14 protein-coding genes are annotated in these 15,682 nt (G+C 43.3%); 2 read left to right on the forward strand and 12 right to left on the reverse strand.

Annotated features, from left to right (window positions below; genetic code table 11):
• The 5 genes from recG to gmk all read right to left on the reverse strand — a co-directional run bounded on the left by recG (position 1) and on the right by gmk (position 6,154).
• On the reverse strand, positions 1-2,082 hold the full coding sequence (gene recG, locus ACWU4D_RS11520) for an ATP-dependent DNA helicase RecG (RefSeq protein ID WP_456051581.1): 2,082 nt from the start codon (positions 2,080-2,082) through the stop codon (positions 1-3).
• 78 nt (positions 2,083-2,160) lie between these two features.
• Positions 2,161-2,847, reverse strand: coding sequence for a tRNA (guanosine(18)-2'-O)-methyltransferase TrmH (gene trmH / locus ACWU4D_RS11525; RefSeq protein ID WP_456051582.1), 687 nt, complete (start codon positions 2,845-2,847; stop codon positions 2,161-2,163).
• A 130-nt stretch (positions 2,848-2,977) separates the two neighbouring features.
• On the reverse strand, positions 2,978-5,092 hold the full coding sequence (gene spoT / locus ACWU4D_RS11530) for a bifunctional GTP diphosphokinase/guanosine-3',5'-bis pyrophosphate 3'-pyrophosphohydrolase (protein ID WP_456051583.1): 2,115 nt from the start codon (positions 5,090-5,092) through the stop codon (positions 2,978-2,980).
• A gap of 56 nt (positions 5,093-5,148) precedes the next feature.
• Entirely contained in the window at positions 5,149-5,421 is a 273-nt protein-coding gene (rpoZ, locus tag ACWU4D_RS11535) for a DNA-directed RNA polymerase subunit omega (RefSeq protein ID WP_456051584.1), read from the reverse strand.
• Between the two features lie 112 nt (positions 5,422-5,533).
• The gene (gene gmk, locus ACWU4D_RS11540; protein WP_456051764.1) at positions 5,534-6,154 is read right to left on the reverse strand and encodes a guanylate kinase; all 621 of its coding nucleotides are present in this window, start codon (positions 6,152-6,154) and stop codon (positions 5,534-5,536) included.
• 314 nt (positions 6,155-6,468) lie between these two features.
• On the opposite strand from gmk, the gene ACWU4D_RS11545 reads away from it, so the two are divergent.
• The gene (locus ACWU4D_RS11545; RefSeq protein ID WP_456051585.1) at positions 6,469-7,137 is read left to right on the forward strand and encodes a 7-cyano-7-deazaguanine/7-aminomethyl-7-deazaguanine transporter; all 669 of its coding nucleotides are present in this window, start codon (positions 6,469-6,471) and stop codon (positions 7,135-7,137) included.
• Between the two features lie 103 nt (positions 7,138-7,240).
• Here ACWU4D_RS11545 and ACWU4D_RS11550 read toward each other — a convergent pair whose 3' ends face one another.
• The 4 genes from ACWU4D_RS11550 to ACWU4D_RS11565 form a co-directional block, all read right to left on the reverse strand.
• Entirely contained in the window at positions 7,241-8,944 is a 1,704-nt protein-coding gene (locus ACWU4D_RS11550) for a sodium:solute symporter family protein (protein ID WP_456051586.1), read from the reverse strand.
• A gap of 12 nt (positions 8,945-8,956) precedes the next feature.
• Entirely contained in the window at positions 8,957-9,223 is a 267-nt protein-coding gene (locus ACWU4D_RS11555) for a DUF4212 domain-containing protein (RefSeq protein ID WP_456051587.1), read from the reverse strand.
• Between the two features lie 260 nt (positions 9,224-9,483).
• Positions 9,484-10,113, reverse strand: coding sequence for a response regulator (locus ACWU4D_RS11560; RefSeq protein WP_456051588.1), 630 nt, complete (start codon positions 10,111-10,113; stop codon positions 9,484-9,486).
• A gap of 125 nt (positions 10,114-10,238) precedes the next feature.
• Positions 10,239-12,032: a protein-disulfide reductase DsbD gene (locus ACWU4D_RS11565; RefSeq protein ID WP_456051589.1), complete on the reverse strand. Its 1,794-nt coding sequence runs from the start codon at positions 12,030-12,032 to the stop codon at positions 10,239-10,241.
• A gap of 339 nt (positions 12,033-12,371) precedes the next feature.
• On the opposite strand from ACWU4D_RS11565, the gene ACWU4D_RS11570 reads away from it, so the two are divergent.
• Entirely contained in the window at positions 12,372-12,857 is a 486-nt protein-coding gene (locus ACWU4D_RS11570; protein WP_456051765.1) for an FxsA family protein, read from the forward strand.
• 36 nt (positions 12,858-12,893) lie between these two features.
• Here the strand turns inward: ACWU4D_RS11570 and trmL are convergent, their stop codons facing one another.
• From trmL to ACWU4D_RS11585, 3 genes are all read right to left on the reverse strand, one after another.
• Positions 12,894-13,370, reverse strand: a complete 477-nt coding sequence (gene trmL / locus ACWU4D_RS11575; protein WP_456051590.1) for a tRNA (uridine(34)/cytosine(34)/5-carboxymethylaminomethyluridine(34)-2'-O)-methyltransferase TrmL — start codon at positions 13,368-13,370, stop codon at positions 12,894-12,896.
• A gap of 77 nt (positions 13,371-13,447) precedes the next feature.
• Positions 13,448-14,860: an envelope stress sensor histidine kinase CpxA gene (gene cpxA, locus ACWU4D_RS11580; RefSeq protein WP_456051591.1), complete on the reverse strand. Its 1,413-nt coding sequence runs from the start codon at positions 14,858-14,860 to the stop codon at positions 13,448-13,450.
• Positions 14,860-15,546: a response regulator gene (locus ACWU4D_RS11585; protein WP_456051592.1), complete on the reverse strand. Its 687-nt coding sequence runs from the start codon at positions 15,544-15,546 to the stop codon at positions 14,860-14,862. The genes cpxA and ACWU4D_RS11585 overlap by 1 nt, the downstream gene beginning before the upstream one ends.
• Between the last annotated feature and the right edge of the window lie 136 nt (positions 15,547-15,682).

Here is a 15,682-nt window from a genome sequence, read left to right on the forward strand (position 1 = left end):
TTATGCTTTAGCGTAGAGGTCGCGATTGCCTAGCCAACGTTCGATAATCGCTTTTGCCTGTTCGGGGTATTGCTGATGAATATGATGCGACAGCTTTTGAACATCGGGAATCAGACGTTGGTCGCGAACCAGATCGGCGATCTTAAAATCAGCCAACCCTGTTTGTTTGGTGCCGAGCAGTTCACCGGGGCCACGAATCTCAAGATCGCGCTGAGCGATAACAAATCCGTCATTACTTTCTCGCAGTACCCCTAATCGTTTTTGTGCGGTTTTTGATAATGGTGCATGGTAGAGCAATACACAGTGGCTGGCGACGGAGCCACGACCGACTCGACCCCGTAATTGATGAAGTTGAGCTAACCCCAAGCGCTCAGGGTTTTCGATAACCATTAAGCTTGCATTAGGGACATCTACTCCAACTTCAATAACCGTAGTTGCGACCAGCAGTTGCAGTTGATTCGCTTTAAATTGACTCATTACCTCTTGTTTTTCTTTCGATTTCATTCGGCCATGAACCAGTCCGATGTGTATTTCAGGTAAACGAGTACGTAATTCTTGAGCGATTTCTTCGGCTGCTTGAGCTTCTAAAACTTCTGATTCATCGATTAAGGTACAAACCCAGTAGACTTGTTTGCCTTCGTCAAGACAAGCTCGGCGAATTCGCTCTACAATGTCATCACGCTTAGTGTCTGGAATTGCCACGGTTTGAATTGGGGTGCGTCCCGGTGGGAGTTCGTCAATAATAGAGGTATCGAGATCGGCATAGGCGGTCATTGCTAACGTTCTAGGTATCGGAGTCGCGGTCATAATTAATTGATGAGGATAGTAGCCTTGCTTGGCCCCTTTTTCTCTAAGCTCCAGTCGCTGGTGGACCCCAAATCGGTGTTGTTCATCAATAATAACCAGAGCCAATTGGTTGAATTCAACCTGCTCTTGAAATAGCGCATGAGTTCCCACCACCATTTGCGCTTCGCCACTTGCAATATCGGTTAACGAAGCATCGCGAGCTTTCCCTTTTAGTTTCCCTGCTAACCAACCTACTTTTATGCCAAGTGGTTCAAGCCATGTTGAAAAGTTTAAAGCATGTTGCTCTGCAAGCAATTCAGTCGGTGCCATGAGCGCGACTTGGTGACCTTGTTCAAGCGCATTGAGTGCAGCTAATGCCGCAACAAGGGTTTTACCAGAACCGACATCACCTTGAACTAAACGCATCATTGGGTGAGGTTGTTGAAGGTCGTGTTCGATTTCTTTAGACACACGATTTTGAGCATTGGTCGGGCTAAAAGGAAGCTGCTGTAAAAATGAAGCTTTGAGGTTTCTAGAACAGGGCAGTGCTTTGGCGATATCCTGATGTCCCTGACTGCGTACTGCGAGCATCGAGAGATTCTGAGCGAGCAGTTCTTCGGTAATTAAGCGCAATTGTGCTGGATGGCGCCCTTGGTCAAACAATTCTAGATCAATTGTTGCAGGTGGATGATGAATGATCGCGAGTGCTTGCTCTAGGGTGAGTTGATTCGGTTGCAACCCTTCTGGAATGAGTTCTCGTACTGCTGATTTTTGCAAAAGGGTTAGAGCTTGATCAGTCAGATTACGTAACGTTATTTGGCGTAATCCTTCCGTGGTGGGATAAACTGCCGTCAAGGTTGTCGGCGTTTCAGAAACTGCCTTGTCTTGAGTCTGAAACTTGTAATCTGGATGAATAATTTCTAACCCACCCATACCTCGTTTAATTTCACCGTAGGCGTGAACCGTTTTACCTTCGCTAAAGTTGTTTTTCATTCCCGCATTAAAGTTAAAAAACCGCAACGTGAGTGAGCCATTTCCATCACTAATTTTCACGGCGAGCATTTTACGTCGCCCAAACAGAGTATCGACGGCCATGACCTTTCCTTGCGCTGCTCCCCACATTCCAGGGTGGAGCTTCGCAATAGGGTAAACGCGAGTACGATCTTCATAACGTAGTGGTAGGTGAAAGAGTAAGTCTTGCACCGAATTTAGTCCGATTTTTGCTAGCTTTTCAGCGACTTTAGCCCCAACTCCAGCTAATGAGGTTAGTGGGACAGCAGAAAGCAGTTGGGACATAATCGGACTCTTGTAGCGTATAGGTGTAGCAAATATTCAAGCATTTAACTGTTTTTTTGTACAGGACTTTTTAGTGAGTTATTTGCTCTGCATCGCACTCCACCATTCTGGGCTTGCAATGATTTGCCCTTCTTGGTCGAGCAAGGGAAAAGGTAGGCCTTTCTTTTTGGCAACATTAGCGAGTACAGGATGGCCGCGTTCAAATAAAATTCGGTTGATTTCTTCATCACTGAGTGGGCTTTTCTCTTGTTGATACATTCCAGCAAGTTGACGTTGGCGCTGTGCTTCATACAGGATCAGCGCGCTAGCTACCGAAACATTGAGTGATTGAACCATACCAACCATAGGTATAATGATATCTTGATCAGCCATTTCTAACGCTTGTTTTGATACGCCAAATTTTTCTCCGCCAAGGATCACCGCTGTGGGTTTGGTGTAATCAATGTCTCGAAAGTCGACTGCGGTGTCCGATAAGTTGGTCACCAATAGCTGCATGTTTTGTTGCTTAAGCTTCGTTAACGCAGAGCCTGTGTCTTCGTAGGTCTCGACTTCTACCCAATTTCGAGCGCCTGCAGAGGTATGAGTTAACGTTTTCATTTTTCCATTTGGCCAAACTGCGTGGATTTTATGAAGACCGACAGCATCGGCAGTACGAACTATTGCCGATACATTATTGGGTTTGTGGACTTCCTCTAAACACAGAGTAAGGTCTGCTTGGCGAGCTTTTAGTACTTCTTGGATACGATTGTAGCGTTCAATATTCATAACAGTGGCAGTAATGACGTTTCATTTAATTGAGTTAGTTAAAATATAAGCCCTTGATACCGATTTATATCAAGGGCTTACAATATATTGTTAGCATTAATATGATTTGAGATTTCTCCCAACGTCGTTATTAACTTCTCTTCCGTTTTACTTTTAGAGCTTGAGGCATTGTTTTTATTCTTTTCATAATCTTAGCCAAGTGCACTCGATCTTTAGTCGAAAGTAATACCGATATGGTGTACAGACGACCGTCTTTCTCTTCGGTAGAAAGTCCGTGAATATTCGAACCTGTTTTGGATATCACATTAGTTAATGACGCCAAGGCTCCTTGATTATTCATCATATCAACAGACAGTTCGGTGATAAATTCTTGGTCGTAATCATCTGACCATTCAACGGCCATATATTTATCAGGTTCGCGTTGATAGCCTCGAACATTGGCGCATGTTTCACGGTGGACGACAAGCCCTTTACCTGGGGAAATATGAGCAACGATATGATCATCAGGGATCGGGTGACAACAGTTGGCAAAGTTAAGAAGAATACCTTCAGCGCCACGTATCGGAAGCTTACGTTTAGGTGAGCCATTATCCTGTACAACGATGCCTTCGTCGTTACCGAGTAAGCGTCGGGCAATGACGATACTCATTAATTCACCAAGACCAATCGATGCTAGTAAATCGTCAACGCTCTCTAGTTTAAGATCAGTAAGAACCATATGGATGGTATCTTCAGCGATATCGTTTACCGATAGTTCGCCAAGAGCATGATTTAATAAACGACGACCTAAACTTATCGATTCTTCTCGGCGCATTGTTTTCAATACTTGGCGAATCTTAGTTCTGGCTCGAGAGGTCACAACGTAGTTGAGCCAAGCCGCATTAGGGCGTGCACCTGGAGCACTTATAATTTCTACAGTTTGGCCATTTTTCAGTGCTTTGCTCAGAGGGTATGGGTTGCGATCGACACGAGCACCAACACAGGTGTTACCAACATCGGTATGTACTGCATACGCAAAGTCGACGGCGGTTGCATCAGCAGGCAGTTCAACAATACGTCCTTTCGGTGTGAATACGTAAATTTCGTCGGGAAAGAGATCAGACTTAACGTTTTCGATAAACTCGAACGAAGTTCCCGCACTTTGTTGAAGTTCTAGTAAACTTTGCATCCAACGTTGTGCTTTCACTTGTGCTGTTGTGCCTGTTCGCTCACCGTTGGTTTTATACGACCAATGGGCCGCAATTCCTTTATCCGCCATCTGATCCATATCTTCGGTACGAATCTGTACTTCAACAGGGACACCATGAGGCCCAACCATTGAAGTATGGATCGATTGATAGCCATTGGCTTTCGGTACCGCGATATAATCTTTCATACGTCCCGGACGAGGCTTAAAAAGACCGTGAACTTGACCAAGGGCGCGATAACAACTGTCGGCAGAATCTACAATAATGCGGAACGCGTAAATATCCATAATGGTATGGAAACGCTGTTCTTTTGTTTTCATTTTTTTGTAGATGGAGTAGAGGTTTTTCTCGCGTCCATAGACTCGGGCATCGAGACCAAAGTCAACCAAACGACCTTCAAGATCGTCATGGATACGTTGGATAATTTCTCGGCGATTTCCGCGAGCAGATTTTACGACATTTTTTAAGACACGAAAGCGATTCGGATAAAGTGCTTCAAAACCTAATTCTTCAAGCTCGGACTTGATATTATGGATACCCAGTCGGTGGGCTAATGGTGCATAGATCTCAAGAGTTTCTCGTGCGATACGTCGTCGTTTATCTGGACGTAAGGCACCGAGCGTACGCATGTTATGGGTACGGTCAGAGAGCTTGATTAAAATAACACGGATGTCTTGCACCATCGCAAGAACCATTTTGCGAAAGTTTTCTGCTTGTGCTTCTTTACGGTCACGAAATTTGAGTTTATCGAGCTTTGAAACACCATCAACCAATTCAGCAACCGCACTGCCAAATTGAGTTTCAAGAGAGGCTTTGCTGACTTGCGTATCCTCAATGACGTCATGAAGCAGAGCTGCCTGTAGAGTCTCTAGATCTAAGCGCATTTCTGCAAGAATTCTAGCTACCGCAACTGGATGGATAATGTAAGGTTCACCACTTGAACGTGTCTGCCCTTCGTGTGCATCTCGTGCAACTACGTAAGAGTGACGCAGAGCCTCAATTTGAGGCTCTGTTAAGTATTCTTGGGCGACCTCTTTGAGACTATCAAATAGATACAAATTCTAGGCCCGTAAAATCGTCGTGTTATTCTTATTAGCTGTAAATTAGCTAAAAGTTAGCGGGTATGAGTAATACTGCTAACCGCGGCTAATTCTGCTGCTTCTTGCTCTTGTTGCTCTTGGCGTTCGCGAGCATCTAATACATCTTTTGTAATTAGACCATCTTCAATTTCACGAAGAGCAATAACCGTAGGCTTATCGTTCTCTTCTGGCACTAGAGAATCTTTACCGCCAGTTTGCATTTGACGAGCGCGGCGAGCCGCAATAAGAACGAGATCGAAGCGGTTGCCAACTTTTTCAACGGCGTCTTGAACAGTTACGCGTGCCATGAGAACTCCAAATAATTTATCAATATTTCAATGTATGAATAGAAAGTATACAACCTAACTCTATGTGTGACTAGGTGTAGACTCTATCGGAAAACCTCTTACGACTAATTAATTAGCGTAGAAGTTCATTAATCATGCTGCTGTATTTAGCAGCTTGCTTACTTTGTTGAACACGTTCAGCTCGAATAATAGCTTTGAAGTCCATTAATGCGACATCAAAATCATCATTTACAATGACATAATCGTATTCAGAATAGTGCGATATCTCAGATTGAGCTTCACTCATTCGTTTGGCTATCACTTCTTCATTATCTTGCCCACGAGCATTTAGTCGGCGTTCTAACTCTTCTTTTGAAGGCGGTAAAATAAAGACACTTTTTGCTAACGGCATTTGTGGGCGAATTTGTTGCGCACCTTGCCAGTCTATGTCCAAAAAGATATCTATCCCTTTCTCCAAGTTTTCTTCAATCCAAGCTCGCGATGTACCATAGTAATTTCCGAATACTTCTGCGTATTCAAGAAATTCACCTTTCTCGATTAAGGCTTCAAAGTTTGCCTTTTCAACAAAGTGGTAGTGAACGCCATCTTCTTCACCCGGGCGTGGGCCACGCGTGGTGTGAGAGACAGAGACTTTCATTGCGTATGTTGGATTGGTTTCCAATAATGCTGCAATTAAGCTCGATTTACCTGCGCCACTAGGAGCAGAGACAATATAAAGAGTACCTTTACCTATCATTTCTCTTCCACAATGCTAATTGGATGAATGTCAAAAGAAGGTTTGACGAAAAAATATGATTTCCCCAACCTATTGGTGGAAAAATGGACGCGAAGAGTAGCATGATCTTGATGATCTTCTCAAGCACATTAGGGATTAAACTAGGGTGAGAATAATGGATTTGTCCAATTTATTATGTTTTGTGAATCCGTTGCATACGCAAAAGAAATACGTATAATCGCTGCCCTCGATGTTTAGACATCAAAATTATACTTAACACTCTTTATACATTTGGGTTCCCTCACCCCCAAATCAAACTAAAAAGGTACAATATGTCTAGTTTTACCTCCGTACAAATGCGCAAAGCTTTAAGCTATCTCGTTTTATTTCACATTGTTGTGATTACCTCTAGTAACTATCTGGTTCAAGTCCCCTTTACCGTGTTTGGTTTTCATACCACATGGGGTGCATTTACTTTTCCTTTCGTTTTCTTAGCAACGGATTTAACGGTACGTATTTTTGGTGCTCAATTGGCAAGAAAGATCATTTTCTTCGTTATGTTACCGGCTCTGGTTGTGTCGTATGTTTTGTCGGTCATTTTTTACGAAGCTCAATTCCAAGGATTTGCTGCCTTATCTGAAATGAATTGGTTTGTTGCTCGTATTGCTGTCGCAAGCTTTATGGCTTACATGTTAGGGCAGATTTTAGATGTGCACGTGTTTAACCGTTTGCGCCAAATGAAACAGTGGTGGATTGCACCGTTATGTTCCACTTTTTTCGGCAATGCGATAGACACACTTGCGTTTTTTGCTATTGCTTTTTATCAAAGTCCCGATCCATTTATGGCGGCGAATTGGCAAGAAATCGCGTGGGTTGATTTTGGATTTAAAGTGGTCATCAGCATTGGTTTATTTGTTCCAATCTATGGTGTGTTGCTTAATTATTTGGTTAAAAAGATCACCTCGACGAACGCAGATTTTAAAGTTGCTGGCGTAAACTAAGAGTCATACTATTTAGAGAACAATAAAAAGCCCAAGTAAGAAATCTCTTACTTGGGCTTTGTTGTTTCTGTTAAAGCTCGTTAGTTACTTAAGAATAAGTGACTTAGTGATCGTGAGCTTCTCCAGCACCTTTAGGGAAACGAATCGATTCCACCATATCTTGCACATCTTCTGGTACTTCAGCTGTGAACTTGTTGACAACAATTGAGACAACAAAGTTTAGACACATACCCAGTGTACCGATGCCTTCAGGGCTGATACCAAACCACCAGTTATCTGGTGTGCTTGCAGCTGGGTTAATGAACTTGAAGTAGATGATGTAACTTGCGGTGAAGGCAATACCTGCCAACATACCTGCGATAGCCCCTTCTTTATTCATCTTCTTGTAGAAAATACCAAGGATGATTGCCGGGAAGAACGATGCTGCCGCTAATCCGAAGGCGAAGGCCACTACCTGTGCTACGAAGCCAGGAGGGTTGATACCTAAATAACCAGCACCAACGATGGCCACCATGGCTGCAAGTCGAGCTGCAAGCAACTCTTGCTTATCGGTCATATTAGGTCTGAAACCTTTCTTCAACAAGTCATGTGAAATCGACGTTGAGATAACCAGTAGTAGACCAGCAGCGGTAGATAGTGCAGCAGCAAGGCCACCAGCAGCAAGCAATGCAACTACCCAGTTTGGAAGTTGAGCCAACTCAGGGGAGGCAAGTACGATAATGTCACGGTTAATACTCATCTCGTTGCGATCATCGCCAGAGTAGAACATTTTGCCGTCGCCGTTCTTATCTTCCCAACCAACTAGACCAGTGCTTTCCCAGTTTTTATACCAGCTTGGTGCTTCCTCAGCGGCGACACCTTGCATATCTGGACCATTGATGGTTTCAATCATATTTACTCGAGCAAACGCCGCAACACCTGGTGCTGTTGTGTATAGCAAAGAGATAAATAGTAGTGCCCAACCTGCAGAGATACGCGCGTCACGCACTTTAGGTACAGTGAAGAAACGAATGATTACATGTGGAAGACCCGCAGTACCGACCATTAGAGCCGCACAGATAAAGAATACATCCACCATACTCTTATTGCCTTCGGTATAGGCGGTGAACCCGAGTTCCTCCGTTAGACCATCAAGCTTGTCGAGTAGGTAAACATCCGATCCTGAGATAGTTGAACCCATACCAATTTGTGGTAGCGGATTTCCTGTCATCATGATTGATGTAAAGATTGCTGGAACAAGGAAGGCGAAAATGAGAACACAGAATTGCGCAACCTGCGTATAAGTGATGCCTTTCATGCCACCAAGAACCGCATAGAAGAACACGATACCCATACCAATGATAATGCCTAAGTTGATGTCAACCTCAAGGAAACGAGAGAATACAACACCGACGCCACGCATTTGGCCAGCTACATAAGTAAACGATACGAAAATTGCACAGAATACCGCTACCATACGAGCTGTTTTTGAGTAGTAACGCTCACCGATGAAATCTGGCACCGTAAACTGGCCAAACTTACGCAGATAAGGTGCTAAACAAAGAGCAAGTAACACGTACCCACCGGTCCAACCCATTAGGTAAACACCACCATCATAACCAATAAATGAGATGATACCTGCCATCGAAATAAATGATGCCGCAGACATCCAGTCAGCAGCGGTTGCCATTCCATTCGCAACTGGGTGTACACCACCACCGGCAACATAGAATTCACTCGTTGAGCCGGCACGAGCCCATATCGCAATCCCTATATAGAGAGCGAAGGTAATGCCGACGAGAATAAAGGTCCAAGTTTGAATATCCATTCGCTACGCCTCTTAATCTTCTTGTACGTTATATTTTTTGTCTAGCGCGTTCATACGCCAAACGTAAACAAAGATCAGCACGACAAAGGTGTAGATTGCACCTTGTTGTGAAAACCAAAAGCCTAGTTTAAAACCACCTAAGTGGATGTTATTCAAAGCGTCTACAAATAGAATTCCTGCTCCATAAGATACGATGAACCAGATTGAGAGTAGGGTACCCATAGTGCTTAGGTTCTCTTTCCAGTAGGCCTGCGCCTTTTCGGTTGACTCGAAGGACATGGCTGTCTCCTTTCGTTTTTGTTATTTGTTTGTTAACTGAATGTTACCAAACAAGAATACCAACCTAGTTGGCTAATATCTGTCCAACTTTAGTCTTGAATTAAAGTCTATATAAATCAGTAGTTTAATTTGTTTGGTGGTATTTTAGGAGAAAGATGAGAGGTAGGTAATATTACCTATTAGCCAAAAGTATAATGTAAATAAAATGATCTATTTAATAAATAAGGAGAGTTGTAGGGGAAATGATGAGTAGCAAAAGACTACTCATGCATTCCATTTAATAGAATAACGGCTTGGGTTCGGTTGTTAACCCCTAATTTGCGGAAAATAGCGGTCATATGAGCTTTAATGGTCGCTTCAGATACATTCAGTTCATACGCAATTTGTTTGTTGAGCAGTCCATCGGACAGCATATTTAGCACTTTATATTGCTGCGGGGTTAGGGAGGCTATTTTCTCCGATAGATCGTTGCCATCATCGTTGATGTCATTTAATCCTTCAGGGAAATAAGGGTCACCCGCAAGAACTTGGTTCAGTGCGCTGATTAATGTGCGCATATCACTTGATTTTGGAATAAACCCAAACGCACCGTGACGTTTTACTTGAGATACGACAGAGGTTTCTTCACTGGCTGAGATAACAACAATAGGAAGATCAGGATATTCATTTCGCAGCTGAATCAACCCAGACATCCCGTTAGCACCTGGCATTTTGAGATCGAGGAGTAATAAATCAGGATCGGCATCTTTTGTTAAGAGATCGAGCAACGCAGCCAATGAATCGGCTTCTAATAAATTAGCTCCACTGATCGCCATGTGCACCGATTGAAATAGTGCATTACGAAAGAGCGGATGATCATCAGCAATGATAATGGTGTAGTTCGAATCCATTTGTTTTTACACTTTTAACATTTTGTTTAACTAAAGTATTGTCCTAGATAGTGCTTCCGACAATAGGGTTGGCTAAAAAGTCTGAACTCTATCCCCTTTTCGCCCTCAATTTTTCCATAATTGAGTTAATCAGAAGATGGTTGGACAGGTAAAACTTGTTGTATATGCTCGATAAAGTTTGGAGCATCCATAAATCCTGTAATACGAGCAGCATCTATTTGTTTCCCTTCAGCATCCCAAAATATGATTGTTGGCAAGCCAAGTACCTTTAAAGATGCGAGTAAATCGAAATCTTCTGGTTGGTTTTTAGTCACATCAGCTTGCAGAAGGAGAACGTTTTCGAGCTCTTTTGCCACTGCGTTATCGGCAAAGGTTTTGTGCTCGAACTCTTTACATGCAACACACCAATCTGCATAGAGATCCAGCATCACCGGTTGTTGATTTTGTTTCGCCAACGCAAGCTCGCGCTGTAAATCATCAATGGTTTTTATTGAAACGAAACTCACCAAAGAGGGTGCGAGAGCAGATGATTGATGTTCAACGGATGTCGATTCTGGCTCAATGAAAAACGGCAAGATAGGTTTGATTGATGCGATAATGCCGAGTACTGCAATAACGCCCAATGCGGTTTGTTTCCAACCACCAAAAGGAAGGCGATTTTTCTGCCAATAAAGCCAGCCAAACGCACTTAACCCAAGCAGAGACCAGAGTGATGCAGATACCCAGATTGGGGTAATTCTCTCGATAAGGAAAATAGGCGCCGCGAGAAGTACAAAGCCAAACACGGTTTTTACTTTATCCATCCATTCACCTGAACGAGGAAGCATATGTTGACCAAATACTGCGACGATAATCAGTGGAATGCCCATGCCTAAGGAGAGTAAGTAGAGAGCAGAAGCGCCGGTAATGAGATCGCCAGACTGCGCCACATAAAGCAAGGCACCAGAAAGGGGAGCTGTTGTGCAAGGAGAGCAAATTAAGCCAGAAATCGCACCCATGATAAAGACACTGATTGACTCACCACCTTGACGTTTAGCGCTCCAATTTGAGAGGCGAACTTGAATACTGCTTGGCATCTGCAAGGTGAAAAGGCCAAACATCGATAAAGATAGAGCCACAAAGAGGAGTGATATACCAATTAAAATGACTGGGCTTTGCAGCAATGCTTGGAATTTTAACCCAGCCGATGCAACTACCAATCCTAATATTGAATAGGTTATTGCCATTCCCTGAACGTAGATAAACGAGAGCCATAGCGCTTTTGTTCTTGTGAGAGACTTAGAACCAAGGACAATACTGGTAATGATTGGGTACATCGGAAGAACACAAGGGGTAAAGGCGAGGCCTATTCCGAGAACAAAAAATAGTAACAGTGCCCAAGAGTGATCACTTAGTGAATCCGCAAAGCTTTGTTGCTCGCTCTTTTTTTGAGTTACGGGCTGCGTTAGTTGTGACAAGTCAGAATCACTCTCAGGAGTCACTGCTGAAATTTGAATTATCTTACGCTCTGGCGGGTAACATAAGCCAGCTTTGGCACACCCTTGATATTCGATTGTAAGCGTCGCATCATTTGGAACAGAGTTGAGCTGAGCATTAAATAGAAGAGGCTCGGTGTAGATGACAACATCGCCAAAGTACTGATCGTGATAGTCGATTCCTTTTGGCAAAGTATAACTGATGTCTATACCTTCACCTTTAATCGCGAAACGATCTTGATAGAGGTAATAGCCGGGCTTGATTTGCCAACCTAAGCTTAATTGATTGTTAGTTTGTTCATACTCGAACGGAAATGCTTGATCAACAGGCACAAATTGATTGGTTTGATTAGAGAAGTCAGCATTGTTGGTATTCTCGAAAGCAGCCCAAACAGGCAATGTAAAACAATATACGCTGAGTAATAAAGTTAACAGTGTTCGCATATGACCCTTTTCCAATCATTTAATTATTAATCATTTAATAACAGTGGCAAGTTGTTTCCCTTATTAACTCATTTAATGAACTAACCAACTTGAACGCGTATCATAACGCAAAAATGTGTAATGTGATGATTTGCTCACCCTGTGGGATAACTAAAGTGTGTCATTTTATGAGCTTGTTCTGAATCCTGCATTTAGAGGTCACTTGGGTATATAAGTTCCATATATTATTGGTGAGTATCGCGAATGCTAAATTGTTACAACCCAAGTAAAGTTATGTAATCTAATTCGCAAGGCAAACGGTTTGCGGTACACTCAATGCAGACAAATTTGGAGGTGAACGTGTTTCCTATTCTATTACTCGCATTTATTGCTGTCCCGATTATTGAGATTGCGTTGTTTATTCAGGTCGGCGGCTTTCTTGGTTTATGGCCGACGATTGCGTTAGTTCTTATTACCGCGTTTGCTGGTGCATCATTAGTTCGAAGCCAAGGCTTGATGACACTTATGTCTGTTCAACAGCGCATGCAGCAAGGCGAATTACCCGCTCAACAAATCTTGGAAGGGGTAATGCTAGCAGTGGCTGGCGTGTTATTGTTAACACCTGGGTTTATGACTGATTTGGCGGGAATGTTGGTTTTGATTCCTGTTCCACGTGCTCACATTGCAAAATACTTAATGACAAAAATGGTAGTGAGAACGAATTTCCAATCCGGCTTTCAATCTCATAGAACTTCAGGCTTTGAGCAAAATGCAGGCGGTAACACCTTTGATGGAGAGTACGAGCGCAAAAATGACGACGATGATCCTCAACATCGCCTCAAATAGATCCCTACTACAACTCTGAAATAAAATAATGGTTCGTTAAAGCGAACCATTAAAATCGAATTGTCTCCACGCTTCATACGCAATAATTGCCACCGCATTAGAGAGATTTAAACTCCTCGCATCGGCCATCATCGGAATCCGAATTCGCTGTTCCATCGGCAAACTTTCAATCACATCTGCTGGAAGCCCTCGAGTCTCAGGGCCAAATAACAACACATCTCCTTGTTGGAAACGTGCATCGACATGATGACCTGTGGTTTTTGTAGTGCAGGCAAAGAGACGATAGTCTTGTTCCCGCTTCTCTAAATGCTCGATAAATGCTTGATAGTTTGCGTGGCGAGTGACGCGTGCTAAATCGTGGTAATCCAAGCCAGCTCTACGCACCTTCTTCTCTGTTAAATCAAAGCCTAACGGTTCAATTAGATGGAGGTTCGCGCCGCAATTCGCGCATAAGCGGATAATATTTCCGGTATTTGGGGCAATTTCTGGCTCATATAAAGCGATATCAAACATGGGCATTAATGTCTATTGAAGAAAGATTAGAGCGAAGTATAAAGGTGCCAACCTGTTGAGCACAAGTTGGCACTGAATTACTCGGGTTTTATTGGAAGCGTCATGGTGACTTTTAAGCCGCCAAGGTGGCTGCGATTGGCCGTGATTGTTCCACTATGTTGACGCACAGCGCTTTCGGTTATCGTAAGCCCTAGCCCCGTTCCACCACTGTGGCGATCTCGAGCGGTAGAGACGCGGTAAAATGGACGAAATATCTGGTCAAGTTCCGTCTCGGGAACGCCTTCACCATTGTCATCAACAGATATCTGAATCGTGTTCTCTTTTGCCTCAAGATTAACCACGATTTGATCTTTCCCATAATAGATAGCGTTGCGAACAATATTCTCAACCGCGCTCATTAACAATTTTGGCGTGCCTGAGATAATGCGATCTGGAACAGGTGAGAAGCTAAGTTTCTTGTTTCTTTGCTCGGCTTCAAATTCTGCATCTTCTAACATCTCTTGCCATAAACTGCCAAGTGGTTGCTCTTCTCGAACACTATGACTGTTTACTTGCATTCGTGAAAGCTCGAGTAGCTCGCCAATCATCTGCTCGAGGCGTTGTGCTTCGGTATCAATGCGTTCTAGCTCAGATGATTCACCCGTTTTACGTTTTGCTAACCCATTGGCCATGCGTAAGCGAGTAAGAGGGGATCTCAGTTCATGAGAAATATCAGAGAGTAGGCGCTGTTGTCCCGAAATCATGCCATTTACCGCCTCAACCATTTGATTGAAACTGCACCCTGCCTGACGAAACTCATTAGGACCTTGCTCGAGTTTTTCATCTACTTGGAACTCACCTTTAGCTACTCGTTGTGCAGCACTAGCCAGTCGTTTCGCTGGTTGACTTAAGGCCCACGAAAGCCAAAGTAGAAAAGGAGTACTCACGAGCATCATTGTCAGAAATAAGCTGATTGGATGATCGAATAATCCAATCAACAATACCGATGGTTCATTCCCTCTTGCACTTGAGTAAAGGGTTAATGGTTGACCCGCTAGGTTTAATTTAACTGGACCCGTTATTTGGTACTTTCCATACTGTCGTTCTTGAGGATGGTTAACATCATCGATACTAGTGATAAAGTTGCGAATAAAACGCAGTTTGAAGTCATTATTATCGACGCTATTTATGATCTGCCCATGTTCGTCGGCTAAATAGAGTACGACTCTTGGTCGGTCTTTGTCTTTTGGTCTTTCATCATTATTGTGGCGTTTTTGCAGTGATAGGTTGAGTTGATCTGTAATGGTGGATAAATTCTCCCCTTTAAAGCGCTCCTCAAGTCTGTATTTGATCGACTCTAACCGCTCAATTTTATGTTGAGCGAGTGGGCGAGATTTACGAGGGTCGAGATGAGTAAAGTAGATAGCAGAAACTAAAACAATACAAATCGTGAGCCAGAAGATCGCGAAAATACGTCCATTAAGACTGTTGAGCCTCGACATAATTGTCATTAGTCCTCCAAAATCATCATATAACCACGGCCACGCAGAGTTTTGATTCTAGGTTTACCATCAGCGCGTTCAGGGAGTTTTTTTCGCAGGTTCGATACATGCATATCGATGGCTCGGTCAAAAGCCGCTAAACGTTTTCCCAAAACATCCAGACTGAGCGCTTCTTTCGTTAGGGTTTCCCCCGGGTTTTTAACAAAGTGGCTAAGCAGTGCAAATTCGGTTGTGGTGAGATCCAGAAGTTCGCCATTAAAATAGGCTTCTTGTTTACCAGGATGAAGCTTTATCTCTTGATATTCGAAAGTATCCGATGGCTTCGTGGTTCCAAGAGCTTGAGAGCGACGCAGTATTGCTCGAATTCTTGCCATGAGCTCACGGTCACTAAACGGCTTAGGTAGATAATCGTCCGCTCCAAGCTCTAACCCAATGACTCGGTCAATCTCTTCCCCTTTTGCTGTGAGCATCAGGACGGGAACGTGGGAAAACTCACGCAGGCGTTTTAATGTCTCCATTCCATTTAGTTTCGGCATCATGACATCGAGTAGAATCAGATCAATGCTTTCGTTGAAAGCGGCTAATCCAGCTTCACCGTCATTCGCTTCCGTTACCTCGAAGCCTTCAAAAGAGAGGACTTCTTTTAATAACGAAGTGAGTTCGATGTCATCATCTATAAGTAATATATTCGGCATTGACTCGCTCCTAGTGTTTCTTTATGCCCTTAGTTTACGCATAAACCGAATGTGAAACTGACCTTTTTTCTGCTCTTTACGAAAGTTTACGATGGCTATACGTTGCTTGACTCAGTGTTATGTATTCTAAGTCCAT

Source organism: Vibrio phycocola (genome assembly GCF_053850235.1).

Coding starts and splice junctions, on each gene's coding strand:
- recG (WP_456051581.1), bottom strand. CDS start 2,082: ATGTCCCAACTGCTTTCTGCTGTCCCACTAACCTCATTAGCTGGAGTT.
- trmH (WP_456051582.1), bottom strand. CDS start 2,847: ATGAATATTGAACGCTACAATCGTATCCAAGAAGTACTAAAAGCTCGC.
- rpoZ (WP_456051584.1), bottom strand. CDS start 5,421: ATGGCACGCGTAACTGTTCAAGACGCCGTTGAAAAAGTTGGCAACCGC.
- ACWU4D_RS11545 (WP_456051585.1), top strand. CDS start 6,469: ATGTCTAGTTTTACCTCCGTACAAATGCGCAAAGCTTTAAGCTATCTC.
- ACWU4D_RS11550 (WP_456051586.1), bottom strand. CDS start 8,944: ATGGATATTCAAACTTGGACCTTTATTCTCGTCGGCATTACCTTCGCT.
- ACWU4D_RS11555 (WP_456051587.1), bottom strand. CDS start 9,223: ATGTCCTTCGAGTCAACCGAAAAGGCGCAGGCCTACTGGAAAGAGAAC.
- ACWU4D_RS11560 (WP_456051588.1), bottom strand. CDS start 10,113: ATGGATTCGAACTACACCATTATCATTGCTGATGATCATCCGCTCTTT.
- ACWU4D_RS11565 (WP_456051589.1), bottom strand. CDS start 12,032: ATGCGAACACTGTTAACTTTATTACTCAGCGTATATTGTTTTACATTG.
- trmL (WP_456051590.1), bottom strand. CDS start 13,370: ATGTTTGATATCGCTTTATATGAGCCAGAAATTGCCCCAAATACCGGA.
- cpxA (WP_456051591.1), bottom strand. CDS start 14,860: ATGACAATTATGTCGAGGCTCAACAGTCTTAATGGACGTATTTTCGCG.
- ACWU4D_RS11585 (WP_456051592.1), bottom strand. CDS start 15,546: ATGCCGAATATATTACTTATAGATGATGACATCGAACTCACTTCGTTA.